Raw genomic sequence first — 25,390 nt, 5'->3', positions numbered from 1 at the left:
ATGGCCGACCAGATCGCAATCTCGGTCTTGGGGGCGGGGTCTTATGGCTCCGCCCTTGCCATTTCTCTGGCGCGCAACGGCCATCCGACCCTGCTGTGGGGTCACGATCCCGCCCATGTCGCCGAGCTGGAACAAGACCGCTGCAACAAGGCGTTTCTGCCTGATGTCCCTTTCCCCGCCGATCTGCAGCTGACTGCGGATCTGCAGGCGGCGGTGCAGGCCGCACCAGTGCTGCTGCTGGTGGTACCGAGCCATGTGTTCGGCCAGGTGCTGGCCCGGGTCAAACCCTTCCTGCGTCCCGATACCCGTATCGCCTGGGCCACCAAGGGGCTGGAGCCGGACAGCGGCCGCCTGCTGCAGGACGTGGCCCGTGACGTGCTGGGGGAGACTATCCCGCTGGCGGTGATCTCGGGCCCGACCTTCGCGAGGGAGCTGGCCGCCGGCCTGCCGACCGCCATCTCGGTGGCGTCGACCCACGACGACTTCGCCGACGATCTCTCGCAACTGCTGCACTGCGGCCGCTCGTTCCGGGTCTATACCAATCCGGACTTCATCGGTCTGCAGCTGGGGGGGGCGGTCAAGAACGTCATCGCCATCGGCGCCGGTCTCTCCGACGGGCTGGGCTTTGGCGCCAACGCCAGAACCGCGCTCATCACCCGCGGTCTGGTGGAGATGCAGCGCCTCGGTGCCGCCCTCGGGGCCGATGCCAAGACCTTCATGGGGATGGCAGGGCTCGGGGATCTGGTGCTGACCTGTACCGACAACCAGTCCCGCAACCGTCGCTTCGGTCTGGCCCTCGGGGCCGGCAAGTCGGTGGAAACCGCCATGACCGAGATAGGTCAGGTGGTGGAAGGCTATCGCAACACCAAGGAGGTGCATCTGCTGGCGGCCCGTTGCGGCGTCGAGATGCCCATCTGCGAGCAGATCTTCAAGGTGCTGTACGAAGGCAAAAACCCGAAAGAGGCGGCCATCGCCCTGCTGTCGCGAGACAAGAAGGACGAGTGATCTGCCCGCCGCAGAATGCAAAAGGCCCCGCCAGCTGGCGGGGCCTTTTCTTTGCCGCAGAGCAGCAAATCAATAGTAGGAGTGATCGCCACGCTGGTGCTCGGTGGCATCCTTCACGCCGTTGAGCTCGCCCGGGAATTTCTCCAGCAGCTGCTTCTCGATCCCCTCTTTCAGGGTGTAATCCACCTGAGAACAGCCGTTGCAACCACCACCAAACTGCAAAATCGCCAGCTTGTCGTCGGTAATGTCAATCAAGGTCACCTTGCCACCGTGACCGGCCAGCATGGGGTTCACTTCAGACATCAGCACGTACTCGATGCGGTCGGCCAGGGGCGCATCGTCGGCCACCTTGCGCATCTTGGCGTTTGGCGCCTTGAGGGTGAGCTGGGAGCCCATCTGATCGGTGACGAAATCGATGGTGGCATCGACCAGGTAAGGGGCGCTCAGGGGATCGACCAGGCAGTCGAAGCCGCTGAAGGGCAGGTGTTGATCTTCCGGATCGACCGCGTCGGGTGGGCAATAGGATACGCCGCACTCGGCATTCTGGGTTCCCGGATTGACCACAAACACCCGGATGTTGGTGCCATCAGGCTGCTTTTCCAGCAACTTGCGGAAGTGGGCCTGGGCGGTGTCGGAAATGCTGATCATCACTATCCTCATAAACCTGAGTGTACGACTAGGGTATTCATGATAACTCGCTTGGCGGGGCTTGGGTAGCGTGTCGATGGCGAGCTTGTGAGCCCGGGCGTATCGGAATCATGCCGCCATCGGCCTGCTTGGCCGGATCCCTGCCAGGTTATTTGGGGTGTCTGAGGGTACGGCAGATGGCCCACACCTCCACCTCTGTTATGCCACTCTCATGAAGCAACCGGGTGAGCTGACCTGCGGTGGCTCCCGTGGTGACCACGTCGTCGAGCAGGGCCACGTGGCGGTAATGGTGGGGCGCTATCTGGAAGGCGCCGCGCAGGTTGCGCCGCCGCTGGCCGGCACTGAGCCGGGTTTGCTGCGGTGTGGCCCTGATCCTGCGCAGCAGCCGGGTGTCGCAGGGGATGCCGGTGAGCTCGCCGAGGGCGGTTCCTATCTCCTCTGCCTGATTGAACCCGCGCCACCACTGGCGCCACCAGTGCAGGGGGACGGGGATGATGGCCTCGGGAGGATCGTCTCCCTCCAGATGGTCGGCCAGCAGGCGAGCAAGCAGCGGCGCCAGCAGGATCTGGCCCGAGTATTTCAGCCGGGGAATAAGCAGGGAGTAGGGGAGCTGATAGTCACCGATCACCTGCAGCCGCTCCCAGGGAGGGGGCCTGCGCTGGCAGCGTCCGCACAGCAGCTCGTTTCCTGCCTGGTGCTCTGGCAAGGGGGTCGCGCACAGCCTGCATTTGCGGCAAGGCTGGTGCAGGGACTGCTGACACCAGCGGCACAGCAGAGGCTGATCATCACAGGGCTGGCGACAGAGCAGGCAGAGGCCGAGCCAGTCGGACCGGCTGCCGAGGATCGGACTTGCTTTGGCGAGCAGCCGCTTTAACATGCAGGCTCCAAGCAGATGAACAGGGATCTTGAGTCTAGATGAGCGTATCGGTTGAGCGGTTTGGCCAGGGGCAGGACCTGGTGTTGTTGCATGGCTGGGGCATGAATGGTGCTGTCTGGCACGGTATTGCCCAGCAGTTGGCGGCCCACTATCGGTTGCACCTGGTGGACTTGCCCGGGTTTGGCAACAGCCCCCTGCAGGAGGGGAGTGACTACTCCCTGCCCTGGCTGGCGGAGCAGGTCGCCACCGTCCTGCCGGAAAAATGCCATCTGCTCGGCTGGTCCCTCGGCGGCCTGGTGGCGAGCCAGCTGGCCCTGACTCGGCCCGAGCGCCTCCACTCCCTCATCACTGTCGCCAGCTCCCCCTGCTTCATGGCCCGGGATGAGTGGCCCGGGATAGCCCCCAAGGTGCTGGCGGGGTTCAACCAGATGCTGGCGGGGGACTTCATGCAGACCATAGAGCGCTTCCTGGCGATCCAGGCCATGGGCAGCGAACATGCCAGAAACGACATTCGCCAGTTGCGCCACTGGCTGGCAGAGCGTCCGGCTCCCCGGCTTGCCGCGCTGGAGGCGGGTCTCGGCCTGCTGGCCGACGTGGATCTGCGGGATGCGCTGGTCGGCCTGGATCTGCCCTGGCTGCGCATCTATGGCCGGCTGGATTCCCTAGTGCCCAAGGCGGCCATACCGCTGCTGGACGAGCGCTATCCCGCGAGCCGCAGCCTGGTGCTGGAGAAGGCCTCACACGCCCCCTTTATCTCCCACCCAGAGCCCTTCATCACCCTGTTGCGGCAGTTCATTGGCTGATCCTTGAGCGACATGCTTCAATAACGCTTCGAGGTGGTGGATAATCAGCCAACCATGAAAGGAGTGAGCCGATGCGTATCGATTCTGCCATGACCACGGGCGTACAGGGATTCCAGCGGGCCGAGCAACTGGCCGGCCAGGCATCCGGCCAGCTCGCCCGCCTCAACACCCCGTCGGGCGACCAGGTACAGGTGACGGACGAGCTGGTGAATCTCAAGGTGGCCGAGCTGCATGCCGGCGCCTCCGCCAAGGTGATCCAGACCGCCAGCGACATGCTGGGCACCCTGATCGACATCAAGGTGTGAGATGAACGTCAACGTCGCTCTGCCGTCCTTCATCCTCCATCGTCTGCAACCGCAGGCTGACATGGTTGGGGACCTTGATCGACATCAGGGTATGAGATGAACGTCAACGTCGCTCTAGCATCCCTCATCCCCCATCAACTGCAACCGCAGGCTGACATGGGTGGGGACCTTGATCGACATCAGGGTGTGAGATGAACGTCAACGTCAGTCTGCCGCTTCTGATCCCCAATCAACTGCAGCCGCAGACGGAATCAGCGCAGACTGACAACCGCCGCGCAGAGCTGGTGCCTCCCAGCCGCCAGAGCGAGGCCTCCAACGCCGAGTCCGGCGTCGCCTCCCAGAAAGACAAGTCCAGAGCCGCCCAGACCAATTCCAATCCGCCCGCCGTTTCGACCCGGGATAATGCGCAGGCCAGCCCGACGACCCCGTCCCATCGCTTCGTCGAGGCCACGGGGGAGGAGAGCCAGCGCCGACAGCAGCAGGATCCCGAACAGCAGGAGCAACAGAGGCAGCAACGCCAGCTGGCCGCGCTGGTGGAGCGGGATCTCGAGGTGCGCAAGCACGAGCAGGCGCACCAGATGGCAGGCGGCGAGCATGCGGGCAGCCCCAGCTACCAGTTTTCCCAGGGGCCGGATGGCAAGCGTTACGCCACCGGGGGTGAGGTGCCCATCGACATCGGCACCATCCCGGGCGATCCGGCTGCCACCCTCGTCAAGATTCAGCAGGTGCGTGCCGCCGCCCTGGCACCGGCAGAACCCTCGTCACAGGATCTGAGCGTGGCCCGCGCAGCCTCTGCCAAGGAAGCCCAGGCCCGCAAGGAGCTGATGACCCTCAGGCAGGAAACCACAGGTCCGCTCGGTGCCTATATGGACAACCGAAATCAGGTGATTGCCAGGCACTATCAGCAAGCGGTTAGGCCGGCTTCCCCACATAGCCTGAGTCAGGACGTCTGATCCCGTCCCGTGCCAGCGCGGTACAGACAAGAAAAAGCCCCTTTCGGGGCTTTTTGCATTGTCGGGATCCTATTTCTTCAGCTTGGAGAGGGCGGCGGCGAAGGCGTTGCCCATGGCACCACCGGCAGGGGCGCCCTGTTTCGGCTCCTGTCTGGGTCTGGCGCTGCCTGTACCCGATGGGCGGGATTCCGCCGGCTTGCGGGCGGGTTGTCCCGCTTTCTCGTCGAGGCGCATGGTCAGGCTGATGCGCTTGCGCGGTGCATCCACCTCCAGCACCTTGACCCGCACAATGTCCCCCGCCTTGACCACCTCGCGGGGATCCTTGACGAAGCGGTCGGTCAGGAAGGAGATGTGCACCAGGCCGTCCTGATGGACGCCGATGTCGACGAAGGCGCCGAAGTTGGTGACGTTGGTGACCACCCCTTCCAGCACCATCTCGGGCACCAGGTCGCTGATTTTCTCCACCCCGTCCCTGAAGGTCGCGGTCTTGAACTCGGGGCGCGGGTCGCGGCCCGGCTTGTCCAGCTCGCCGATGATGTCGGTGACTGTGGGCACGCCGAACTGCTCGTCCGTGTAGTCGGCCGGTTTCAGGCTGCGCAGCAGGCTGCTGTTGCCGAGCAGGCTCTCCACTGTCTGTTCCAGCTTGGCGAGGATCCGCTCCACCACCGGATAGGACTCCGGGTGTACCGCCGAGCCGTCGAGGGGATTGCTGCCGCCGCGAATGCGCAGGAAGCCGGCGCACTGCTCGAACGCCTTGGGCCCGAGCCGGCTCACCTTCAGCAACTGCTGACGGCTCTTGAAGGCGCCGTGCTCATCCCGGTAGGCGACTATGTTCTGGGCCAGGGTCTGGGAGAGGCCGGAGACCCGGTTGAGCAGGGCGACCGAGGCGGTATTCACATCCACACCGACCGCGTTCACGCAATCCTCGACCACGGCATCCAGCCGGCGGGCCAGCTGGCTCTGGCCGACGTCGTGCTGATACTGGCCCACCCCGATGCTCTTGGGATCGATCTTGACCAGCTCGGCCAGGGGGTCTTGCAGGCGACGGGCGATGGAGACGGCGCCACGGATGGAGACGTCGAGATCCGGGAACTCCTGGGAGGCGAGCTCGGAGGCGGAGTAGACAGAGGCCCCCGCTTCGCTCACTACTATCTTCTGCGCCTTGGCGGCCGGGTAGCGCTCGAACAGATCGCTGACCAGCCGGTCGGTCTCCCGCGAAGCGGTGCCGTTGCCTATGCTGATGAGCTCGACTTTGTGCTTCTGGCACAACTCGCTCAGGGTCTTGAGGCTCTGATCAATCTGGCGTTTCGGTTCGAACGGATAGATGGTGGCGTGATCGACCAGCTTGCCGGTGGCATCCACCACGGCCACCTTGACCCCGGTGCGGATGCCCGGGTCCAGCCCCATGGTGCAGCGCATGCCGGCCGGGGCTGCCATCAGCAGATCCTTGAGGTTCATGGCGAATACCTTGATCGCCTCGTCTTCGGCACTCTCGCGCACCCGGCCGATAAGCTCTGTCTCCATCTGGAGCGACAGCTTGATCTTCCAGGTCCAGCTCACCACCCCCTGCAGCCATTTGTCGGCTGGGCGGTTCTGCAGATTGAGCCTGAGGTGGTGGGCGATGATCCCTTCGCAGGGACTGGCACTCTCATCGTCACCCGTGACCAGCGCCAGGTTGAGGATCCCCTCGTTGCGGCCGCGCAGCATGGCCAGCACCCGGTGGGAGGGGGCCTTGTGCAGGGGCTCGTCGTGCTCGAAGTAATCCTTGAACTTGGCCCCTTCCTGCTCCTTGCCCGCCACCACCCGGGCGCACAGGGTGGCGTTCTGCCACAGGTAGTCCCGCAGCTTCTCAAGGAGATCCGCCTGCTCGGCGAAGCGCTCCATCAGGATGTAGCGGGCACCGTCGAGGGCCGTCTTGCTGTCGGTGATCCCCTGCTCGGCATTGAGGAAGCGGGCCGCCGCTTGCTCCGGATCCTGCATGGGGTCGGTGAGCAGCAGGTTGGCCAGCGGCTCCAGCCCGGCTTCGATGGCCATCTGCCCCTTGGTGCGACGCTTGGGCTTGTAGGGGAGGTAGAGGTCTTCCAGCCGGGTCTTGCTGTCGGCACCGTTCAGCTCGCGGGCCAGCTCGGGAGTCAGCTTGCCCTGCTCCTCGATGGAGCGAATGATCACCTGGCGGCGATCTTCCAGTTCACGCAGATAGCCGAGGCGGCTCTCCAGGGTACGCAGCTGACTGTCGTCCAGACCGCCGGTCACCTCCTTGCGATAACGGGCGATAAAGGGAACGGTCGAGCCTTCATCCAGCAGGCGCACGGCGGCCTGCACCTGTTCCGGACGGGCATTCAGCTCACCGGCAATCTGTCTCTCAATTACATGGCTGTGCATCTGGGGTCTCTGTGGTCGGGTCTGTCCAACGGGCCGGCAGTGGCTGGGAATGGTCGCGGCGGGCTCGCCAGCTGACTCCCGGTGCGCCTCTGCGGCCGGTGTGCGCCTTGCGGCGCCGGGTGTGAGCACTATATGAGGTCGACGCTGGGGATGCCACCCCGGGCAAGGGAGTCAGTCTGGACTCGAGGGTACAGGCTGGCCTGCTCTCCCCGGCAGGATCACTTGGGGTAGCTGATGTCGTTGACATACCAGCAGGCGTCACCCACTGGCGTACGCACTATGGCCTCGTCGCCGACCTCTTTCTTGAGCAGGGCGCGGGCCATGGGGGAGTCGATGGAGATGTAATCCTTGCGACCGAAGATCTCGTCATAGCCGACGATGCGAAAGCGCTTGGTCTCTCCCTCTTCGCTCTCCACCTCGACCCAGGCGCCGAAGAACACCTTGCCCTCCTGGGAGGGGGAGTAATCGACTATGGTCAGCTCCTCCAGGCACTTGCGCAGGTAGCGGACCCGGCGGTCTATCTCCCGCAGCCGCTTCTTGTTGTACTGGTAGTCGGCGTTCTCGCTGCGATCCCCGAGGCTCGCCGCCCAGGCCACCTTCTTGGTGACCTCGGGTCTCTCCTCGCGCCACAGGGTGTCGTGTTCCTGCCGGAGCTGGTTGTAGCCTTCACGGGTGATGAGTTTGGTTTTCATGGGGTTATCAGTCCCTGCTGCCTGCGTGGCGGGTTGCGTCGTCTTGCTCGGGATCTTAGCCATTGGCGTCCGAGTGTCGAGCAGAAATGCATGGTGAGCGGCTCGTTCGGAACCGCACCATCCCCGGGATCCCCAGGCCAAGGGTAATAACCGGTAACATATTTATGCTTTGTGGTTGCCAGAGCGGGCCCTAGTATTGGGAAGAGACAGAGAGGAGAGGCGGCAATGAGTCAGCAATACAAGGTCCTGGTGGTCGACGACGACCTGAAACTACGCTCCCTGCTGGAGCGTTACCTCACCGAACAGGGATTTGTGGTGCGAGGCGTTGCCAACGGGGAACAGGCGGATCGTCTGCTGACCCGCGAGAACTTCAGCCTGATGGTGCTCGACCTGATGCTGCCGGGGGAGGACGGGCTCTCCATCTGCCGCCGTCTGCGGGAGGCGGGCAACCAGATCCCGGTGCTGATGCTCACCGCCAAGGGAGACGAAGTGGATCGCATCGTCGGGCTGGAGATGGGGGCGGATGACTATCTGCCCAAGCCCTTCAACCCCCGTGAGCTGCTGGCCCGGATCCGCGCCGTGCTGCGCCGTCATACCGTCGAGCTGCCCGGTGCACCGTCCACCGCCGAGAAGATGGTGAGCTTTGGCTCCTATCAACTCAACCTGGCGACCCGCGAGCTGAGCCGCGACGGGGATCCGGTCGCCCTCACCAGCGGCGAGTTTGCCGTCCTCAAGGTATTGGTGAGCCACCCCCGCGAGCCGCTCTCCCGGGACAAGCTGATGAACCTGGCCCGGGGGCGGGAGTACACAGCCACAGAGCGCAGCATAGATGTGCAGGTCTCCCGCCTGCGCCGCCTGCTGGAGCAGGACCCGGCCCAGCCCCGTTACCTGCAGACGGTGTGGGGCCTGGGCTATGTCTTCGTGCCGGACGGTGACGGGGAATGAAAAAAGTGGGCAGCATGTTCTCCCGCATGCTCTGGTTCCTGGCCGCCGTGCTGGTGGTTTATCAGGTCGTCTCCTACGCCACCTTCTACAACTATCTGCTGGCGCCCACCGTCAAGCAGATCAGTCACCTGCTGGCCAATCAGGTCAAGCTCATCTTCCCGGTCGACAGCAACCAGCTTGCCCTGAGCGAGGATGCCGAGGCGCTGGTCTATGTGACCACGGGCAGCGACATCTACACCCAGAGCGAGGCGGAGCAGCACGGACTCAAGGAGTCCAAGCCCTACCCCTATCTGGAGGAGAACATCAGTCGGGAGCTGAAGGGGGAAACCAGGGTCAGGGTCGAGATCCAGGATCACTACATCATCTGGATCCAGCCGCCCCAGGCCAGCCAGATGTGGGTACGCATCCCCCTGACCGAGATAGAGGATGACGACATAGAGCCTCTCATCATCTACATGAGCGTGCTGCTGGTGGTGACCCTGTTTGCCGCCTGGCGTTTCGCCCGTCAGCTGGTGCGGCCGCTGGAGGATCTGGAGGCGGGGGCCGTGGCGGTGGCGCGAGGCAACTTCCCCGATGCCCTGGGAGAGCACGGTTCGCGGGAGGTGCGCCGCCTGACCCGCACCTTCAACCACATGTCGCACTCCATCAAGGGCCTTATCGAAGAGCGCAACCTGATGATGGCCGGGGTCTCCCACGATCTGCGCACGCCCCTGACCCGCATCCGGCTGGCGACCGAGATGATGTCCTCCGGTGACGAGTATCTCAAGGAGAGCATCAATGCGGACATCGACGAGTCCAACGGCATCATAGATCAGTTCATCGACTACATACGCCCGAACGAGGGGCTGGATGCCCAGCCCATCGATCTGACCCAGCTCATCCACGATGCGCTGCTGATGCAGACCGATCAGGGGCTGGAGGTGGAGCTGCACCTGCCGGAGCAGGCGGTGCGGGTGGCATGCCATCCCATCAGCATACGCCGCATCCTCAACAACCTGTCGGGCAATGCGGTGCGCTACGGCGCGACCCGGTTGCAGGCGGAGCTGAAGGACGATGGTCACTGGGTCAGGTTGCGGCTCTCCGACAATGGCCCCGGGATAGCAGAGCAGGACTATTCCCGGGTGCTCAAGCCCTTTACCCAGGGCAATGTGGCGCGCACCGGCGGCGGCAGTGGCCTGGGACTGGCCATAGTCGCCAAGATAGTCTCCCAGCACCACGGCACCATCAGACTGGGCCGCTCCGAGCTGGGAGGCTTGCTGGTGGAGATCCGGCTACCCAAGCACCAGCCGCTGGAGTGGATGGATTGAACGAAGGGCGCATCTGTGGATGCGCCCTTCGGCATTGTCAGGCTTGTGGCTCGGCTGTCTTGCGGTAGCGCTTGCCGTATTTGAGTTGCTGGATCAGCAGGGCGGCGACGATCAGCGCCAGCCCTATGGGAGTGGCCGGGTGGATGCTCTCGTCGATCAACAGGTTGAGCAGTACCAGTGACGCAAACGGCGAGATGAAGATAAGGTTGCTGATGGGGGCGGTGTTGGTGGCGTGGCGCAGGGCCATCAGCCAGAGCACGAAGCCGAAGCCCATCTCGAACAGCCCCACATAGATGGCACCGAGCCAGCCCTGCCAGGCGGTCATGGCAAAGTCGGCGAGCAGCCAGGTCGCCACCACGATGAAAGGCAGGCTGATGAGGAAGCCGAGCAGCAGGCTGACAATGGGATCCCCCTGATTGCGGGTATTGAGGATCCAGTAGCCCGCCCAGATGAGGGTCGAGACCAGGGCCAGCGTCACGCCTAGCGGGCTGTCGAATTGCAGGCCGAACACATCCCCCCTGGTGGCGATCACCAGGGCGCCGAAGTAGCCCAGCACTATGGCCACGCCGTCACGGCGACGGAGCTTCTGGCCGAGGAAGGGGACGGCCAGCAAGCTCAAGGTGATGGCCCAGGTGTAGTTGAGGGTCTGGGCCTGCTGGGCCGGCAGCAGATCATAGGCCTTGAACAGCAGGAGATAGTAAAGGAAGGGATTCAGTACCCCCAGGGCCAGATAGTAGAAAGGGCGTGCCCTGAGATAGCTCAGCAGCAGGGGCAGCTTGCCCTGGATCGCCACGATGGACCCCAGGGTCAGGGTCGAGGTGATGGCGGCGACCAGCAGCAGCTGCACCGGCTCGAAGTAGGCGAGGGAGATCTTGAAGGCGGTGGCCACCGTCGACCAGAGGGCGACGGCGCAGAGTCCGTATTGATAGGCTTTCTTCTGATTCTTGAGCATCGGGGTCGTTCCGCTGACTGAGGCAAGGGGGCAGTCTATCAGCCTGTTTGCAACATTGTCGTTACCGCTTTTTGGCGGGCAGGGGAGCGATCGCCGGCGAGATCCATCCGCCACACAAAATTGCGCACAATCTGTCCGCCTTCTCTTGCGCGAATTGAAAAAATCCGTATAATCCCCTCCGCTTGCCCATGAGGCATGCCAGACGATATGTCTGCTTGCTGAGCTTCCCGTTTACGAGTCGCCAGCCATACAGTCCTCCCGATATGGGAGGAAACGTGAAAAATCGCACCTCTGGCGGGAGTATTCTCGGTCGGGCGGTGTTGATTTATGTTCTTTTATCTATTGGAGCTCTGTCAATGCAGAACCAAAGAATCCGTATCCGCCTGAAGGCTTTTGATCATCGCCTGATCGATCAATCCACTGCGGAAATCGTTGAAACTGCAAAGCGCACCGGCGCGCAGGTTCGCGGTCCTATTCCGCTGCCGACTCGCAAAGAGCGCTTCACCGTCCTGATCTCCCCGCACGTCAACAAAGATGCGCGTGATCAGTACGAGATCCGCACTCACAAGCGTCTGGTAGACATCGTTGAGCCGACTGACAAGACCGTAGACGCCCTGATGCGTCTGGATCTGGCAGCTGGTGTAGACGTCCAGATCAGCCTGGGTTAATTACGGAAAGAGGTTGATAACAATGACAATCGGTCTTGTAGGTCGCAAAGTGGGTATGACTCGCATCTTCACTGAAGATGGCGTTTCTATCCCGGTGACTGTTATCGAAGTTGAAGCTAACCGTGTAACTCAGGTCAAATCTGTAGAAACCGACGGCTACAACGCTATTCAGGTTACCACTGGCGCCAAAAAAGCCAGCCGTGTGACCAAGCCGGAAGCTGGCCACTTCGCCAAAGCTGGTGTAGAAGCCGGTCGCGGTCTGTGGGAATTCCGCCTGAACAACGGTGAAACTTTCACTGTTGGTAGCGAGCTGAAAGTAGATCTTCTCGCTGACGTTAAGCTGGTAGACGTTACCGGCACATCCAAGGGTAAAGGTTTTGCCGGTACTGTTAAGCGCTGGAACTTCCGCACCCAGGATATGACCCACGGTAACTCCCTGTCCCACCGTGTACCTGGCTCCATCGGTCAAAACCAGACCCCGGGCCGTGTATTCAAGGGCAAAAAGATGGCTGGTCACATGGGTGCTGAGCGTGTAACGACTCAGAACCTGGAACTGGTTCGTGTTGACGCTGAACGCAACCTGCTGCTCATCAAAGGCGCAGTACCGGGTGCAACCAACGGCAACGTGATCGTCAAACCTGCCGTCAAAGCGTAACGTCTGAGGAGATAGTAATGGAATTGGTAATGAAAGACGCCAAGAGCGCTCTTGAAGTTTCCGAGACTACCTTCGGGCGCGAATTCAACGAAGCTCTGGTTCACCAGGTCGTCGTTGCATATGCCGCTGGTGCCCGTCAGGGTACTCGTGCGCAGCTGACTCGCTCTGAAGTGTCTGGTGGCGGCAAAAAGCCGTGGCGTCAGAAGGGTACTGGTCGTGCCCGTGCTGGCTCCATCCGTTCGCCCATCTGGCGTTCCGGTGGTGTGACCTTTGCTGCTAAGCCGCAAGATCACAGCCAGAAAGTAAACAAGAAGATGTACCGCGGCGCTATCCGTAGCATCCTGTCCGAGCTGGTACGTCAAGAGCGCCTGATCGTTGTCGAGAAATTCGGCATCGAAGCGCCGAAGACCAAAGAACTGATCGCCAAGCTGAAAGAAATGGAACTGACTGACGTTCTGATCGTGACTGCTGAAGTCGATGAGAACCTGTTCCTGGCTGCTCGCAACCTGTACAAGGTCGACGTGCGTGATGTTGCCGGTATCGACCCGGTCAGCCTGATCGCTTTCGACAAGATTCTGATGACTGCTGACGCAGTTAAGCAAATCGAGGAGATGCTGGCATGATCCGCGAAGAACGTCTGTTGAAAGTTCTGAAGGCTCCGCACATCTCTGAAAAGAGCACCATGGTCGCAGAAAAGCAGAACACTATCGTGTTCAAAGTTGCTGTTGATGCCACCAAGGCGGAAGTCAAAGCTGCAGTTGCGAAACTGTTCGAGGTCGAAGTTGAGACCGTCCGTACCCTGAACATGAAGGGTAAGACCAAGCGCTCAGGTGCGCGTGTAGGCCGTCGTTCCGATTGGAAAAAGGCTTATGTGACCCTGAAAGCTGGTCAGGACATCGACTTCATGGGCGCAGCCGAGTAAGAGGAGTTCTCAAAAATGGCAATCGTTAAGTGCAAGCCTACTTCTCCGGGCCGCCGCCACGTCGTCAAGATCGTCAACCAAGAGCTGTACAAGGGCAAGCCCTTCGCCGCTCTGCTGGACAGCAAAAGCAAGTCCGGTGGTCGTAACAACAACGGCCGTATCACTACCCGTCATATCGGTGGTGGTCACAAGCAACACTACCGTATCGTCGACTTCAAACGCGACAAAGACGGCATTCCGGCCAAAGTAGAGCGTCTGGAATACGATCCTAACCGTACCGCAAACATCGCCCTGGTGCTGTATGCAGACGGTGAGCGTCGTTACATCCTGGCTCCGAAAGGCCTGAAAGCAGGTGATGCTATCGCTTCTGGTGCTGATGCTGCGATCAAGGTAGGTAACTCCCTGCCGATGCGTAACATCCCGGTTGGTTCTACCGTTCACGCCGTAGAAATGAAGCCTGGTAAAGGTGCTCAGCTGGCTCGTTCCGCTGGTACTTTCATCCAGATTCTGGCTCGTGAAGGTAACTATGTAACTCTGCGTCTGCGTTCCGGCGAAGTACGTAAAGTTCTGGCCGAGTGCCGCGCCACCATTGGTGAAGTGGGTAACTCCGAGCACATGCTGCGTCAACTGGGTAAAGCCGGTGCAAACCGCTGGCGTGGTATTCGTCCGACCGTTCGCGGTATGGCGATGAACCCGGTTGATCACCCGCACGGTGGTGGTGAGGGTCGTAACAAGGGCATGCAGCCTGTGTCCCCATGGGGCCAGAAGGCTAAGGGCTTCAAGACCCGTAAGAACAAGCGTACCGACAAGTACATCGTACGTCGTCGTAACAAGTAATTGTTAACATAGAGGAATCACCATGCCACGTTCTCTCAAGAAGGGTCCATTTATTGACCTGCACTTGCTGAAGAAGGTAGAGAAAGCGGTGGAAAGCGGGGATAAAAAGCCGGTTAAGACCTGGTCCCGTCGTTCAATGATCATCCCGAACATGATCGGTTTGACCATCGCTGTCCATAATGGTCGTCAGCACGTTCCGGTTTTCGTTACCGAAGAAATGATCGGTCACAAACTGGGTGAATTCGCACCGACTCGTACTTATCGCGGCCATGCTGCTGATAAGAAGGCTAAGAAGCGCTAAGGGATAAATGATGGAAGCTATCGCTAAACACCGTTATGCCCGTACTTCTGCCCAGAAAGCTCGTCTGGTAGCCGATCAAGTACGTGGTCTGTCCGTAGACAAGGCTCTGAACATCCTGACCTTCAGCCCGAAAAAGGCTGCGGTTCTGGTGAAGAAAGTGCTGGAATCTGCCATTGCAAACGCTGAGCACAACGAAGGCGCCGACATCGACGCCCTGCGTGTTGCCACCATCATGGTAGACGAAGGTCCCTCCATGAAGCGCATCCGCCCGCGTGCCAAAGGTCGCGCGGATCGTATCCTCAAGCGTACCGCTCACATCACTGTAGTGGTATCCGACGCTAAGGCTGGGAGATAAGCAATGGGTCAGAAAGTACATCCTAATGGCATTCGCCTGGGTATTACCAAGCCTTGGAATTCTACCTGGTTCGCGAACACCAAAGACTTCGCTGACAACCTGTACAGCGATTTCCAAGTACGCCAGTTCCTGACCAAGGAGCTGAAAAACGCTTCCTTGTCCAAGATCACCATCGAGCGTCCGGCCAAGAGCATCCGTGTGACCATTCACACCGCTCGTCCGGGTGTCGTGATCGGCAAGAAAGGCGAAGACGTTGAGAAACTGCGCAAAGCTGTAGCCGCTATTGCTGGCGTGCCTGCTCAGATCAACATTTCCGAAGTCCGCAAGCCGGAGCTGGATGGCAAACTCGTTGCCGACAGCATCACTTCTCAGCTGGAACGTCGCGTAATGTTCCGTCGCGCTATGAAGCGCGCCGTACAGAACGCCATGCGCCTGGGTGCCAAGGGCATCAAAGTAGAAGTGTCCGGTCGTCTGGGCGGCGCTGAAATCGCGCGTACCGAATGGTATCGTGAAGGTCGTGTGCCTTTGCACACCCTGCGTGCCGACATCGACTACGCAACTTCTGAAGCCCACACCACTTACGGTGTGATCGGCGTCAAAGTTTGGATCTTCAAGGGCGAAGTTCTGGGCGGTCTGGCTGCTGTTAACGCTGCCGCTGCTCAAGAGCAAGCTCCTGCAAAGCCCAAGCGTGACAACAAGCGCCGCGCTGCTAAGTAAGGAGATTCGGTAAATGTTGCAACCTAAGCGTACTAAATTCCGCAAGACCCATAAGGGTCGTAACCGCGGTCTGGCCAACTCTGGTAACGAAGTATCCTTCGGTACCTTTGGCCTGAAGGCGACATCTCGTGGTCAACTGACTGCTCGTCAAATCGAAGCAGCCCGTCGTGCCATGACCCGTCACGTAAAGCGTCAAGGTAAGATCTGGATCCGTGTGTTCCCGGACAAGCCCATCACCGAAAAGCCCCTCGAAGTTCGTATGGGTAAAGGTAAGGGTAACGTGGAATATTGGGTCTGCCCGATCCAGCCTGGCAAGGTTCTGTACGAGATGGATGGTGTACCTGAGGCTCTGGCGCGTGAAGCGTTTGCCCTGGCCGCAGCTAAGCTGTCCGTTCAGACCACTTTCGTAATTAAGACGGTGATGTGATGAAAGCCCAAGATCTGCGTCAAAAGAGCGTCGAAGAACTGAACCAGGAGCTGCTGGGTCTGCTGCGTGAGCAATTCAACATGCGCATGCAAGCTTCCACCGGCCAACTGGCTCAGACTCACACTCTGAAACAAGTGCGTCGTGACGTCGCACGTATCAAGACTGTACTGACTGAGAAGGCAGGTGCGTAATGACTGACAAGATCCGTACTCTGCAAGGTCGTGTAATCAGCGACAAGATGGACAAGTCCATCACCGTCGCTATCGAGCGCAAGGTAAAGCACCCGATCTACGGTAAGATCATCAAGCGCACTACCAAGCTGCACGTACATGACGAGAACAACGAGTGTAAAGCTGGCGACCTCGTGGAAATCCGCGAATGCCGCCCGCTGTCCAAGACCAAGTCCTGGACCCTGGTTGCTGTCGTAGAAAAGGCCTAATTCGGTACTTTCTAGCCCAAACGGCCCCCCATAGGGGCCGTTTGTTTTTTAGGCTACCTTTTCAAAAATACCTGTGTTATAGTTTCGCGCCTTTTGAAGGCAGCCAGATCCCATCAGGGATAAGAAGTAAACAAAGCGGAGCACTAAGATGATCCAGATGCAAAGTATGCTGGGTGTTGCCGACAACTCCGGCGCTCGCAGTGTAATGTGTATTAAGGTTCTGGGTGGTTCGCACCGCCGTTATGCCGGCATCGGCGACATCATCAAGGTTTCCATCAAGGAAGCTATTCCTCGCGGTAAAGTGAAGAAAGGTGATGTGTATAACGCGGTGGTCGTACGCACCCGTAAAGGCGTTCGTCGTCCGGACGGCTCTGTCATCCGTTTCGACAACAATGCGGCTGTGTTGCTTAACAACAACCAACAGCCAATCGGTACTCGTATTTTTGGCCCGGTGACCCGTGAACTCCGTAATGAGAAGTTCATGAAGATTGTGTCCCTGGCACCCGAAGTACTGTAAGGAGTCGAACGATGGCAGCTAAAATCCGTCGCGAAGACGAAGTAATTGTTCTTACCGGCAAAGACAAGGGCAAGCGTGGCAAAGTCACTCAAGTCCTGATTGCAAAAGGTAAGGTAATCGTGGAAGGCATCAACCAGGTGAAGAAACACCAGAAGCCGGTACCCGCACTGGGTCAGGCTGGCGGTATCGTCACCAAAGAAGCCCCCATCGATGTATCTAACATCGCGCTGTTCAACTCTGCCACTGGCAAGGCTGACCGCGTTGGTTTCCGGATTGAAGACGGCAAGAAAGTCCGTTTCTTCAAATCCACCGGCGAACTTGTGAAGTAATTGGAGTTTAACGATGGCGAAACTGCATGATTACTACAAATCCGATGTAGTAAATGAACTGTCCAAGCAGTTCGGTTACAAGACTATCATGCAAGTCCCTCGGATCGAGAAAATCACCCTGAACATGGGTGTTGGTGAAGCGATCTCTGACAAGAAGTTGCTGGAAAATGCTGCTGCCGATATGGCTGCCATTTCCGGTCAGAAACCGCTGATCACCAAAGCACGCAAATCTGTTGCGGGCTTCAAGATTCGTGAAGGCTACCCGATAGGTTGTAAAGTAACCCTGCGTGGCGAGCGTATGTGGGAGTTCCTGGAACGGCTGATTTGCATCTCCGTACCGCGTATCCGTGACTTCCGTGGTCTGAACGCCAAGGCGTTCGATGGCCGTGGTAACTACTCCATGGGCGTGCGTGAGCAAATCATCTTCCCGGAAATCGACTATGACAAGGTCGATCGCGTCCGTGGTCTGGATATCACCATCACCACTTCCGCGAATACCGACGAAGAAGGCCGTGCTCTGCTGGCTGCCTTTAACTTCCCATTCCGCAAGTAAGGTTAGGGTTATGGCTAAAACATCCATGAAAGCACGTGAAGCAAAGCGTGCGAAGCTGGCAGCCAAGTTCGCGACCAAGCGTACCGAGCTGAAAGCTATCATCGTTGATATGAACGCTTCTGAAGAAGCGCGTTGGGATGCTGTCTTGCAACTGCAACAGCTGCCCCGTGATTCCAGTCCGTCCCGCCAGCGTAACCGTTGCAACATCACTGGTCGTCCGCACGGTTTCCTGCGGAAGTTTGGCCTCTCTCGCATCAAGGTGCGTGAGCATGCCATGAAGGGCGAAATTCCGGGCCTCAAAAAGGCCTCTTGGTAAGAATCTCGGGAGTTAGACTATGAGCATGCAAGATCCGATCGCGGATATGCTGACCCGCATCCGTAACGGTCAGGCGGCGAGCAAAGTTGCGGTTTCCATGCCTTCTTCCAAGCTGAAAGTGGCTATCGCCAAAGTGCTGAAGGAAGAAGGTTACATCGCTGGCTACAACGTAGCTGGTGACGTGAAGCCGGAACTGGAAATTGAATTGAAATATTTCCAGGGCAAGCCGGTTGTAGAACTGATCCAACGCGTGAGCCGTCCCGGCCTGCGTATTTACAAGCGCACTACTGATCTGCCGAAAGTCATGGGCGGTCTCGGTGTTGCTATCGTGTCCACGTCTAAAGGTGTGATGACCGACCGTGCTGCCCGCAAGGCAAGCATGGGTGGTGAGATCATCTGCTACGTCGCTTAATAGGAGGTCGGAAATGTCTCGCGTTGCTAAGGCACCCGTCACTATTCCTGCTGGCGTAGAGGTGACTCTGAACGGTCAGGAACTGTCCATCAAAGGTGGTAAAGGTTCTCTGGTTCGTTCCATCCACGCCGGTGTAGAAGTGACCAAAGAAGACAATGTACTGAAGTTCGCCCCGCGCGACGGCATCGCTGGTGCTGACGCTCAGGCCGGTACTGCCCGTGCATTGGCTAACAACATGGTAATCGGTGTTACCCAAGGCTTCGAGCGCAAGCTGCAGCTGGTTGGTGTAGGCTACAAAGCCTCCATCAAGGGCAATGCTGTCGCGCTGGCTCTGGGCTTCTCTCACCCGGTTGAGCATGCGCTGCCGGCTGGTGTCACCGCTGAATGTCCGTCCGCCACAGAGATCATTCTGCGTGGTGTGGACAAGCAGCTGGTTGGCCAAGTCGCCGCCGATATCCGTGCTTACCGCGCTCCGGAGCCCTACAAGGGCAAGGGTGTACGCTATGCCAACGAGCAAGTGCGTACTAAAGAAGCTAAGAAGAAGTAAGGTAACACTATGGACAAGAAAGCAGCTCGTCTCCGTCGTGCTACTCGTGCTCGGAAAAAGATGCAGGAACTGGGAGCTACCCGTCTGGTTGTTCACCGTACCCCGCGTCATATCTATGCGCAGGTTATCGCAGCCAACGGTTCCGAAGTTCTGGCCTCTGCTTCTACAGTAGAGAAAGCCATCAGTGAAGCTATTAAATACACCGGTAACGCAGATGCTGCTACCGCTGTAGGTAAAGCAATCGCTGAGCGTGCTATTGCCAAAGGCGTTCAGAACGTATCTTTCGATCGTTCCGGTTTCAAGTATCACGGTCGTGTAGCCGCTCTGGCTGCCGCTGCTCGTGACGCTGGTCTTCAGTTCTAAGCTAGGAGTCGAAGATGGCTAAAGTCGAATCTCAAGCCGGCGAACTGCAAGAAAAGCTGATTGCAGTAAACCGTGTTTCGAAAACTGTTAAAGGTGGTCGTATCATGTCCTTCACCGCGTTGACCGTGGTGGGTGATGGTAACGGCCGTGTAGGTTACGGTTACGGTAAGGCCCGTGAAGTTCCGGCTGCCATTCAAAAGGCAATGGAACAGGCTAAGCGTAACCTGAACAAGGTTGAGCTGAACAATGGCACTCTGCACCACCCGGTGCGCGGTGTTCACTCCGGTTCCACCGTGTTCATGAAGCCGGCCTCACAAGGTACTGGTATCATTGCAGGCGGCGCCATGCGTGCTGTGCTGGAAGTTGCCGGTATCCACAACGTGCTGGCCAAGACCTACGGTTCCACCAACCCAATCAACGTTGTTCGCGCAACTGTAGACGCTCTGGTTCACGGTCAATCACCGGAACAGATCGCTGCCAAGCGTGGTCTGCGCGTTGAAGAAATTCTGGGGTAATGCGACATGGCTAACACTGTAAAAGTAACTCAAACTCGCAGCTCTATCGGCCGTCTGCCAAAGCACAAGGCGACTCTGCGTGGTCTGGGTCTGCGTCGCATTGGTCACACCGTTGAGCTGGAAGATACTCCCTGCGTACGCGGCATGATCAACCAGGTTTATTACATGGTTAAGGTGGAGGGCTAAGCATGCGTCTGAATACTCTGTCTCCGGCCGCTGGTTCCAAGCGTGTTAAGCACCGTCCGGGCCGTGGTATCGGTTCTGGTCTGGGCAAGACCGGTGGTCGTGGTGTGAAAGGTCAAACTTCTCGTTCCGGTGGCGGTAAAGTCCGCAACGGTTTCGAGGGTGGCCAGATGCCTTTGAAAATCCGTCTGCCGAAGTTCGGTTTCTTCTCTCGCAAATCTTTGGTTTCTGCCGAAGTGCGCCTGAACGAAATCGCCCTGGTAGAAGGTGATGTGGTCGATCTGAGCACTCTGAAGCAAGCCGGTGTTGTTACCAAGAACATCGTTTTCGCTAAAGTTGTTCTGTCTGGCAACATTGACCGTGCTGTGACCGTTCGTGGTCTGTCCGTCACCAAAGGTGCACGTGCAGCCATCGAGGCCGCTGGCGGTAAAATCGAGGAATAATCAGTACAATGGCTAAGAAACCAGGATTGGATGTTAAAGCACAAGGTGGTCTGAGTGAACTGAAGAGCCGTCTGCTCTTCGTTCTCGGGGCAATTATCGTGTTCCGCGCAGGCTCTTATGTGCCGATTCCTGGTATTGACGCCGCCGTACTGGCCGAGTTGTTCCAACAACAGAAGGGCACCATCATTGAGATGTTCAACATGTTCAGTGGTGGTGCACTCTCGCGTGCTTCTATTCTTGCGCTGGGGATCATGCCGTACATTTCGGCGTCGATCATTATCCAGCTGCTGACTGTGGTTCATCCTGCTCTTGCTGAACTCAAGAAAGAGGGTGAATCCGGCCGTCGCAAGATTAGCCAATATACCCGTTGGGGCACGCTGGTTTTGGGAACGTTCCAGGCCATTGGTATTGCAACCGGTCTGCCGAATATGATGCAAGGACTCGTGACTCATCCGGGTTTGGGCTTCTATTTCACAGCCGTTGTGAGTCTGGTCACCGGTACCATGTTCTTGATGTGGTTGGGTGAACAGATTACCGAGCGTGGGATTGGTAATGGTATCTCGCTGATTATTTTCACAGGTATCGTTGCTGGTCTGCCTCATGCCATTGGCGCTACGGCCGAACAGGCACGTCAAGGGGAATTGCACATCCTGCTGTTGTTGTTGCTGGGCTTGATTGTTTTCGCAGTGACTTACTTTGTGGTGTTCGTGGAGCGTGGTCAGCGTCGTATCGTCGTTAACTATGCCAAGCGTCAACAAGGCCGCCAGGTATTCGCAGCGCAAAGCACACACCTGCCGTTGAAAGTGAATATGGCTGGTGTGATTCCTGCGATTTTCGCATCCAGCATCATCCTCTTCCCAGGGACCATTACCTCTTGGTTTGGTCAGGGCGAGGGCAAGGTGGCTGATGTCCTGCAACAGGTCTCTATGGTCCTGCAGCCGGGTCAACCCTTGTATGAGATGCTCTATGCAGCAGCCATTATCTTCTTCTGCTTCTTCTATACCGCGCTGGTGTTCAACCCCCGCGAGACAGCAGATAATCTGAAGAAGAGTGGAGCCTTTATCCCGGGGATCCGCCCGGGCGAGCAGACAGCACGTTACATCGATAAGGTTATGACTCGCCTGACATTGGCAGGTGCGCTCTATATAACCTTTATCTGTCTGGTACCCCAGTTCTTGATGACTGCCTGGAACGTACAGTTCTACTTCGGTGGCACTTCGCTGCTGATTATCGTGGTAGTTATCATGGACTTCATGGCTCAGGTTCAGACCCATATGATGTCTCATCAATATGGCGACGTCCTGAGGAAGGCCAACCTGAAGGGCTACGGCCGCTAAAGGTCGGCGTAGTTACGGAGTTAAGCAATGAAAGTTCGTGCTTCCGTTAAGGCAATCTGCCGTAACTGCAAAATCATCAAGCGTCACGGTGTGGTGCGTGTGATTTGCAGCGAGCCAAAGCATAAACAACGCCAAGGCTAATTTTTTACGGTTAGTACTTGCAACAAATAGTTGTGCTGGCTAATATAGCCAGCCAACTTTTGTTGTGTATTGGTTGACCGCCACGTATCCGCTCACGGGCTTTGTGGTGGTCGTTATCTACTATATGTAGGAGTGAATAGTGGCCCGTATCGCTGGCATTAACATTCCTGACCATAAGCATGCAGTCATTGCGTTGACTGCGATTTATGGCGTCGGTCGTACCCGCTCCAAGGCCATCTGTGCCGCAGCCGGTATCGCTGAGAATGTGAAAATTAAAGACCTGGACGAAGCTCAGATCGAGAGTCTGCGTGAACAAGTAGGTAAATTCACCGTTGAAGGTGACCTGCGTCGTCAGATTTCCATGAACATCAAGCGATTGATGGATCTGGGTTGCTACCGTGGTTTGCGTCACCGTCGTAGCCTGCCTGTTCGTGGTCAACGTACCAAGACCAACGCTCGTACCCGTAAGGGTCCGCGCAAGGCTATCAAGAAGTAACGGGAAGGTAGAAAATGGCTAAAACTCCGACTCGTGCTCGCAAGCGCGTTAAAAAGCAAGTGAGCGACGGTATTGCGCACGTTCATGCATCTTTCAACAACACAATCGTGACCATTACTGACCGTCAGGGCAATGCTCTGTCTTGGGCCACCTCCGGTGGTTCCGGTTTCCGTGGTTCCCGTAAGTCCACTCCGTTTGCTGCCCAGGTAGCTGCTGAGCGCGCTGGTGAGATCGCCAAAGAATACGGCGTGAAGAACCTGGAAGTCATGGTCAAAGGTCCGGGTCCCGGTCGTGAGTCTTCCATCCGCGCTCTGAACGCGGCTGGTTTCCGCATCACTAATATTACTGATGTGACTCCGATCCCGCACAACGGTTGTCGTCCTCCCAAGAAGCGCCGCGTATAACGCTGTAGCTACTTGGTCTAGGATTGTTGGAGAAAGAAGATGGCAAGATATATCGGTCCTAAGCTTAAGCTTAGCCGTCGTGAGGGCACCGACCTCTTCCTGAAGTCTGGTGTTCGTGCGATTGATTCTAAGTGCAAGATTGACACCGTTCCTGGTCAACACGGTGCGCGTAAAGCGCGTCTGTCTGACTATGGTGTGCAACTGCGCGAGAAACAAAAAGTACGTCGTATCTACGGCGTATTGGAAAAACAGTTCCGCAACTACTACCGCGACGCTGCCCGTCAAAAGGGTAACACCGGTGAAAACCTGTTGCAGCTGCTGGAAGGTCGTCTGGACAACGTCGTCTACCGCATGGGCTTCGGCGCCACTCGTGCTGAGTCTCGTCAGCTGGTGAGCCACAAAGCCATCATGGTAAACGGCCGCGTTGTGAATGTTCCTTCTTTCCAGGTATCCCCTGAGGACGTGATCTGCGTTCGCGAGAAGGCTAAGAAGCAAGCGCGTATCAAAGCTTCCCTGGAAGTTGCTGGTCAGCGCGAGAAGCCGACTTGGGTAGAGGTTGACGCTGCTAAGATGGAAGGTGCTTTCAAGCGCCTGCCAGAGCGTTCCGACCTGTCTGCCGACATTAACGAACAGCTGATCGTCGAGCTTTACTCCAAGTAAAGCTAGCTTCTAAAGAGAGGACACAATGCTGGGTTCTGTAACAGATTTTCTTAAACCGCGGCTAGTTGACATCGAGCAAGTTAGCCCGACTCACGCGAAAGTGACTCTCGAGCCGCTTGAGCGTGGCTTTGGTCACACGCTGGGTAATGCCCTGCGTCGTATTTTGCTGTCATCTATGCCCGGTTGTGCAGTTACTGAAGTCGAGATCGACGGAGTACTGCACGAGTACAGCAGCAAAGAAGGTGTACAGGAAGACATTCTTGAAATCCTGCTCAACCTGAAAGGTATCGCTGTGAAGCTGGAAGGCAAGGACGAGGTAACTCTGTCCCTGACCAAGTCTGGAACAGGCCCCGTTACCGCTGGTGATATCACTCACGGTGATGAAGTCGAGATCGTAAACCCGGAGCACGTAATCTGCCACCTGACAGGGGCCAATGCTGAGATCAGCATGCGTCTGAAAGTTCAGCGCGGTCGTGGTTATGTGCCTGCTTCTGCCCGTGTTCACAACGATGATGAAGAGCGTCCTATTGGTCGCCTGCTGCTGGACTCCGCGTTCAGCCCCATCGTTCGCATCGCCTACAATGTTGAGGCGGCACGTGTGGAACAGCGCACCGACTTGGACAAGCTGGTTATCGACATGGAGACCAATGGTACTCTGGATCCGGAAGAGGCCATTCGCCGTTCTGCCACTATTTTGGCCGAACAGCTGGAAGCCTTCGTGGATCTGCGCGATGTCAGCGTGCCCGAGAAGAAAGAAGAGAAACCCGAGTTTGATCCGATTCTGCTGCGTCCTGTCGATGATTTGGAGCTGACAGTTCGTTCAGCGAACTGTCTGAAGGCAGAAGCTATCCACTATATTGGTGATCTGGTACAGCGTACCGAAGTTGAGTTGCTTAAAACTCCTAACCTCGGTAAGAAGTCCCTGACTGAGATCAAGGACGTGTTGGCCTCCCGTGGTCTGTCTCTTGGCATGCGCCTTGAGAACTGGCCGCCCGCCAGCATCGCTGACGAGTAATCCAGATTACGGGTTTCACAGATTTAGTTAGAAGGATAAGGTCATGCGCCATCGTTTGAGTGGTCGTCAACTGAACCGGAACAGCAGCCATCGTCAGGCTATGTTCCGCAACATGGCCAGCTCCCTGGTTCGTCATGAGATCATCAAGACGACTCTGCCTAAGGCAAAAGAGCTGCGTCGTGTAGTTGAACCGCTGATCACCCTTGCCAAGACTGATAGCGTTGCTAATCGTCGCCTGGCATTTGCCCGTACTCGCGATAACGCGATCGTGGCTAAGCTGTTCAATGAACTGGGCCCGCGCTACCTGGAGCGCGCCGGCGGTTATACTCGCATTCTGAAATGCGGTTTCCGTGCAGGCGACAACGCCCCTATGGCTTACATTGAGCTGGTAGACCGCCCGGCCGCTGCTGAAGCAGCTGCTGAGTGATAAAGAAAAAGCCGGGCTTGTCCCGGCTTTTCTTTTTAATAGATTCTGATACTGCCTCAACTGCCTCAACTGCCTCAACTGTACTGTGGCTATTAACCTAGCCCTTCGTCTACTTCTTCCTTATATAGGTATTCCTCTTCTTTGCGGCGAGCTTTCATTTACCTGGTGCAGGGGTGCAAGTACCAACAAGATGCAGAGACCATACAAGGAACGCAGCCAACTTGCTCCTAACTTAGGTTCATTCTGTGGATAAGTTTGTATAAAAGCTGTGCTTGGTTATGAATAACTAAAAAATTGCCATTTTCTGCAATTTTATTGCTTTGAGGGGCTTGCCAGAAAGTTTCAGCTCCCTATAATGCGCCTCCATCGACAGGGCAAGCGGCAACGCGGAAAGCCAAGTCGATAGCCTCGAAAAGCCTTTGAAAATAAGGCTTGACTCGAGAAAGCGGTTGAGTAAAATTCCACTCCCGCAGCAACAGACTGTTGCGTCGCTCTTTAACAATTTGAATCAAGCAATCTGTGTGGGCACTCACAGCATCGAA

General features: G+C 57.7%; 40 protein-coding genes. 34 read left to right on the top strand and 6 right to left on the bottom strand.

Annotation, left to right across the window (positions count from 1 at the left end; all coding sequences use genetic code 11):
• Positions 1 to 1,005, top strand: coding sequence for an NAD(P)H-dependent glycerol-3-phosphate dehydrogenase (gene gpsA / locus AAHB08_RS14215; RefSeq protein WP_025325374.1), 1,005 nt, complete (start codon positions 1 to 3; stop codon positions 1,003 to 1,005).
• Between the two features lie 69 nt (positions 1,006 to 1,074).
• Here the strand turns inward: gpsA and nfuA are convergent, their stop codons facing one another.
• Together nfuA and AAHB08_RS14205 are read right to left on the bottom strand one after the other, a co-directional pair.
• Positions 1,075 to 1,653, bottom strand: a complete 579-nt coding sequence (gene nfuA / locus AAHB08_RS14210) for a Fe-S biogenesis protein NfuA (RefSeq protein ID WP_033129997.1) — start codon at positions 1,651 to 1,653, stop codon at positions 1,075 to 1,077.
• Between the two features lie 148 nt (positions 1,654 to 1,801).
• Positions 1,802 to 2,530 (bottom strand): ComF family protein, encoded by a 729-nt coding sequence (locus AAHB08_RS14205; protein ID WP_342059273.1) that lies wholly within the window; start codon positions 2,528 to 2,530, stop codon positions 1,802 to 1,804.
• Between the two features lie 38 nt (positions 2,531 to 2,568).
• Here AAHB08_RS14205 and bioH point away from each other — a divergent pair, with 38 nt between their 5' ends.
• From bioH to AAHB08_RS14190, 3 genes are all read left to right on the top strand, one after another.
• Complete coding sequence (gene bioH / locus AAHB08_RS14200; RefSeq protein ID WP_342059272.1) at positions 2,569 to 3,333, top strand: pimeloyl-ACP methyl ester esterase BioH; 765 nt, start codon at positions 2,569 to 2,571, stop codon at positions 3,331 to 3,333.
• A gap of 71 nt (positions 3,334 to 3,404) precedes the next feature.
• Positions 3,405 to 3,638: a flagellar hook protein FlgE gene (locus AAHB08_RS14195; RefSeq protein ID WP_042648867.1), complete on the top strand. Its 234-nt coding sequence runs from the start codon at positions 3,405 to 3,407 to the stop codon at positions 3,636 to 3,638.
• 191 nt (positions 3,639 to 3,829) lie between these two features.
• A complete protein-coding gene (locus tag AAHB08_RS14190; RefSeq protein ID WP_342059271.1) occupies positions 3,830 to 4,591 on the top strand; it encodes a putative metalloprotease CJM1_0395 family protein in 762 nt (253 codons plus the stop codon).
• A 69-nt stretch (positions 4,592 to 4,660) separates the two neighbouring features.
• Here the strand turns inward: AAHB08_RS14190 and AAHB08_RS14185 are convergent, their stop codons facing one another.
• The gene (locus tag AAHB08_RS14185; protein WP_342059270.1) at positions 4,661 to 6,973 is read right to left on the bottom strand and encodes a Tex family protein; all 2,313 of its coding nucleotides are present in this window, start codon (positions 6,971 to 6,973) and stop codon (positions 4,661 to 4,663) included.
• A 218-nt stretch (positions 6,974 to 7,191) separates the two neighbouring features.
• On the bottom strand, positions 7,192 to 7,665 hold the full coding sequence (gene greB / locus AAHB08_RS14180; protein ID WP_025325381.1) for a transcription elongation factor GreB: 474 nt from the start codon (positions 7,663 to 7,665) through the stop codon (positions 7,192 to 7,194).
• Between the two features lie 225 nt (positions 7,666 to 7,890).
• Between greB and ompR the strand changes: the two genes are divergently transcribed.
• Together ompR and envZ are read left to right on the top strand one after the other, a co-directional pair.
• A complete protein-coding gene (gene ompR, locus AAHB08_RS14175) occupies positions 7,891 to 8,610 on the top strand; it encodes an osmolarity response regulator transcription factor OmpR (RefSeq protein WP_342059269.1) in 720 nt (239 codons plus the stop codon).
• Positions 8,607 to 9,917 carry a two-component system sensor histidine kinase EnvZ gene (envZ, locus tag AAHB08_RS14170; protein WP_342059268.1) on the top strand — a complete coding sequence of 437 codons (1,311 nt, stop codon included), beginning with the start codon at positions 8,607 to 8,609 and terminating at the stop codon, positions 9,915 to 9,917. Before ompR ends, envZ begins: the two co-directional genes overlap by 4 nt.
• A gap of 37 nt (positions 9,918 to 9,954) precedes the next feature.
• Here the strand turns inward: envZ and AAHB08_RS14165 are convergent, their stop codons facing one another.
• Positions 9,955 to 10,869 (bottom strand): DMT family transporter, encoded by a 915-nt coding sequence (locus AAHB08_RS14165; RefSeq protein ID WP_342059267.1) that lies wholly within the window; start codon positions 10,867 to 10,869, stop codon positions 9,955 to 9,957.
• A gap of 356 nt (positions 10,870 to 11,225) precedes the next feature.
• Here AAHB08_RS14165 and rpsJ point away from each other — a divergent pair, with 356 nt between their 5' ends.
• The 28 genes from rpsJ (at position 11,226) to rplQ (ending at position 24,848) form a co-directional block, all read left to right on the top strand.
• The gene (rpsJ, locus tag AAHB08_RS14160) at positions 11,226 to 11,537 is read left to right on the top strand and encodes a 30S ribosomal protein S10 (RefSeq protein WP_005307944.1); all 312 of its coding nucleotides are present in this window, start codon (positions 11,226 to 11,228) and stop codon (positions 11,535 to 11,537) included.
• 22 nt (positions 11,538 to 11,559) lie between these two features.
• Positions 11,560 to 12,192, top strand: coding sequence for a 50S ribosomal protein L3 (gene rplC / locus AAHB08_RS14155; protein ID WP_010672559.1), 633 nt, complete (start codon positions 11,560 to 11,562; stop codon positions 12,190 to 12,192).
• 17 nt (positions 12,193 to 12,209) lie between these two features.
• A complete protein-coding gene (rplD, locus tag AAHB08_RS14150; protein WP_025325386.1) occupies positions 12,210 to 12,815 on the top strand; it encodes a 50S ribosomal protein L4 in 606 nt (201 codons plus the stop codon).
• On the top strand, positions 12,812 to 13,114 hold the full coding sequence (gene rplW, locus AAHB08_RS14145) for a 50S ribosomal protein L23 (protein WP_005331199.1): 303 nt from the start codon (positions 12,812 to 12,814) through the stop codon (positions 13,112 to 13,114). Before rplD ends, rplW begins: the two co-directional genes overlap by 4 nt.
• Before the next feature lie 15 nt (positions 13,115 to 13,129).
• The gene (gene rplB, locus AAHB08_RS14140) at positions 13,130 to 13,951 is read left to right on the top strand and encodes a 50S ribosomal protein L2 (RefSeq protein ID WP_005331177.1); all 822 of its coding nucleotides are present in this window, start codon (positions 13,130 to 13,132) and stop codon (positions 13,949 to 13,951) included.
• A gap of 22 nt (positions 13,952 to 13,973) precedes the next feature.
• A complete protein-coding gene (rpsS, locus tag AAHB08_RS14135; RefSeq protein WP_005307960.1) occupies positions 13,974 to 14,252 on the top strand; it encodes a 30S ribosomal protein S19 in 279 nt (92 codons plus the stop codon).
• 10 nt (positions 14,253 to 14,262) lie between these two features.
• Complete coding sequence (rplV, locus tag AAHB08_RS14130; protein WP_005319741.1) at positions 14,263 to 14,607, top strand: 50S ribosomal protein L22; 345 nt, start codon at positions 14,263 to 14,265, stop codon at positions 14,605 to 14,607.
• A 3-nt stretch (positions 14,608 to 14,610) separates the two neighbouring features.
• On the top strand, positions 14,611 to 15,324 hold the full coding sequence (gene rpsC / locus AAHB08_RS14125; RefSeq protein ID WP_005331168.1) for a 30S ribosomal protein S3: 714 nt from the start codon (positions 14,611 to 14,613) through the stop codon (positions 15,322 to 15,324).
• 13 nt (positions 15,325 to 15,337) lie between these two features.
• Positions 15,338 to 15,751: a 50S ribosomal protein L16 gene (gene rplP, locus AAHB08_RS14120; RefSeq protein WP_005307963.1), complete on the top strand. Its 414-nt coding sequence runs from the start codon at positions 15,338 to 15,340 to the stop codon at positions 15,749 to 15,751.
• Positions 15,751 to 15,942, top strand: a complete 192-nt coding sequence (rpmC, locus tag AAHB08_RS14115) for a 50S ribosomal protein L29 (RefSeq protein ID WP_005307965.1) — start codon at positions 15,751 to 15,753, stop codon at positions 15,940 to 15,942. Before rplP ends, rpmC begins: the two co-directional genes overlap by 1 nt.
• Positions 15,942 to 16,190 carry a 30S ribosomal protein S17 gene (rpsQ, locus tag AAHB08_RS14110; RefSeq protein ID WP_005307966.1) on the top strand — a complete coding sequence of 83 codons (249 nt, stop codon included), beginning with the start codon at positions 15,942 to 15,944 and terminating at the stop codon, positions 16,188 to 16,190. The genes rpmC and rpsQ overlap by 1 nt, the downstream gene beginning before the upstream one ends.
• A 148-nt stretch (positions 16,191 to 16,338) precedes the next feature.
• On the top strand, positions 16,339 to 16,707 hold the full coding sequence (gene rplN, locus AAHB08_RS14105) for a 50S ribosomal protein L14 (protein ID WP_005307975.1): 369 nt from the start codon (positions 16,339 to 16,341) through the stop codon (positions 16,705 to 16,707).
• Between the two features lie 11 nt (positions 16,708 to 16,718).
• Positions 16,719 to 17,036, top strand: a complete 318-nt coding sequence (rplX, locus tag AAHB08_RS14100; RefSeq protein WP_025325387.1) for a 50S ribosomal protein L24 — start codon at positions 16,719 to 16,721, stop codon at positions 17,034 to 17,036.
• A 13-nt stretch (positions 17,037 to 17,049) separates the two neighbouring features.
• Entirely contained in the window at positions 17,050 to 17,589 is a 540-nt protein-coding gene (gene rplE / locus AAHB08_RS14095; protein WP_005331162.1) for a 50S ribosomal protein L5, read from the top strand.
• A gap of 10 nt (positions 17,590 to 17,599) precedes the next feature.
• The gene (gene rpsN, locus AAHB08_RS14090; RefSeq protein WP_005331161.1) at positions 17,600 to 17,905 is read left to right on the top strand and encodes a 30S ribosomal protein S14; all 306 of its coding nucleotides are present in this window, start codon (positions 17,600 to 17,602) and stop codon (positions 17,903 to 17,905) included.
• Between the two features lie 19 nt (positions 17,906 to 17,924).
• A complete protein-coding gene (gene rpsH, locus AAHB08_RS14085; RefSeq protein WP_010672564.1) occupies positions 17,925 to 18,317 on the top strand; it encodes a 30S ribosomal protein S8 in 393 nt (130 codons plus the stop codon).
• Positions 18,318 to 18,330: 13 nt separating this feature from the next.
• Positions 18,331 to 18,864: a 50S ribosomal protein L6 gene (gene rplF / locus AAHB08_RS14080; RefSeq protein WP_025325388.1), complete on the top strand. Its 534-nt coding sequence runs from the start codon at positions 18,331 to 18,333 to the stop codon at positions 18,862 to 18,864.
• A gap of 9 nt (positions 18,865 to 18,873) precedes the next feature.
• A complete protein-coding gene (gene rplR, locus AAHB08_RS14075) occupies positions 18,874 to 19,227 on the top strand; it encodes a 50S ribosomal protein L18 (RefSeq protein WP_025325389.1) in 354 nt (117 codons plus the stop codon).
• A gap of 14 nt (positions 19,228 to 19,241) precedes the next feature.
• Positions 19,242 to 19,742, top strand: coding sequence for a 30S ribosomal protein S5 (gene rpsE, locus AAHB08_RS14070; RefSeq protein WP_005340605.1), 501 nt, complete (start codon positions 19,242 to 19,244; stop codon positions 19,740 to 19,742).
• Between the two features lie 6 nt (positions 19,743 to 19,748).
• Complete coding sequence (gene rpmD, locus AAHB08_RS14065) at positions 19,749 to 19,928, top strand: 50S ribosomal protein L30 (RefSeq protein ID WP_005307985.1); 180 nt, start codon at positions 19,749 to 19,751, stop codon at positions 19,926 to 19,928.
• 2 nt (positions 19,929 to 19,930) lie between these two features.
• Positions 19,931 to 20,368, top strand: a complete 438-nt coding sequence (gene rplO, locus AAHB08_RS14060; protein ID WP_025325390.1) for a 50S ribosomal protein L15 — start codon at positions 19,931 to 19,933, stop codon at positions 20,366 to 20,368.
• An 8-nt stretch (positions 20,369 to 20,376) separates the two neighbouring features.
• Positions 20,377 to 21,705 (top strand): preprotein translocase subunit SecY, encoded by a 1,329-nt coding sequence (gene secY, locus AAHB08_RS14055; protein ID WP_042652867.1) that lies wholly within the window; start codon positions 20,377 to 20,379, stop codon positions 21,703 to 21,705.
• A 27-nt stretch (positions 21,706 to 21,732) separates the two neighbouring features.
• The gene (gene rpmJ / locus AAHB08_RS14050) at positions 21,733 to 21,846 is read left to right on the top strand and encodes a 50S ribosomal protein L36 (RefSeq protein ID WP_005319705.1); all 114 of its coding nucleotides are present in this window, start codon (positions 21,733 to 21,735) and stop codon (positions 21,844 to 21,846) included.
• A 139-nt stretch (positions 21,847 to 21,985) separates the two neighbouring features.
• Positions 21,986 to 22,342, top strand: a complete 357-nt coding sequence (rpsM, locus tag AAHB08_RS14045) for a 30S ribosomal protein S13 (protein ID WP_005307991.1) — start codon at positions 21,986 to 21,988, stop codon at positions 22,340 to 22,342.
• A gap of 14 nt (positions 22,343 to 22,356) precedes the next feature.
• Positions 22,357 to 22,746, top strand: coding sequence for a 30S ribosomal protein S11 (rpsK, locus tag AAHB08_RS14040; protein WP_005319702.1), 390 nt, complete (start codon positions 22,357 to 22,359; stop codon positions 22,744 to 22,746).
• A gap of 39 nt (positions 22,747 to 22,785) precedes the next feature.
• Positions 22,786 to 23,406 carry a 30S ribosomal protein S4 gene (gene rpsD, locus AAHB08_RS14035; RefSeq protein ID WP_010672568.1) on the top strand — a complete coding sequence of 207 codons (621 nt, stop codon included), beginning with the start codon at positions 22,786 to 22,788 and terminating at the stop codon, positions 23,404 to 23,406.
• A gap of 25 nt (positions 23,407 to 23,431) precedes the next feature.
• Positions 23,432 to 24,421: a DNA-directed RNA polymerase subunit alpha gene (locus tag AAHB08_RS14030; protein WP_005307997.1), complete on the top strand. Its 990-nt coding sequence runs from the start codon at positions 23,432 to 23,434 to the stop codon at positions 24,419 to 24,421.
• A gap of 43 nt (positions 24,422 to 24,464) precedes the next feature.
• Positions 24,465 to 24,848 carry a 50S ribosomal protein L17 gene (gene rplQ, locus AAHB08_RS14025; RefSeq protein WP_005307999.1) on the top strand — a complete coding sequence of 128 codons (384 nt, stop codon included), beginning with the start codon at positions 24,465 to 24,467 and terminating at the stop codon, positions 24,846 to 24,848.
• 350 nt (positions 24,849 to 25,198) lie between these two features.
• On the opposite strand, the gene AAHB08_RS14020 is transcribed toward rplQ, so the two are convergent.
• The coding region (locus AAHB08_RS14020) for a hypothetical protein (RefSeq protein WP_342059266.1) at positions 25,199 to 25,390 on the bottom strand (192 nt) is incomplete at its 5' end.

The organism is Aeromonas sp. OTU364 (assembly GCF_038440395.1).
Lineage (GTDB): Bacteria > Pseudomonadota > Gammaproteobacteria > Enterobacterales > Aeromonadaceae > Aeromonas.
This window is presented reverse-complemented; position numbering and strand designations above follow the sequence as displayed.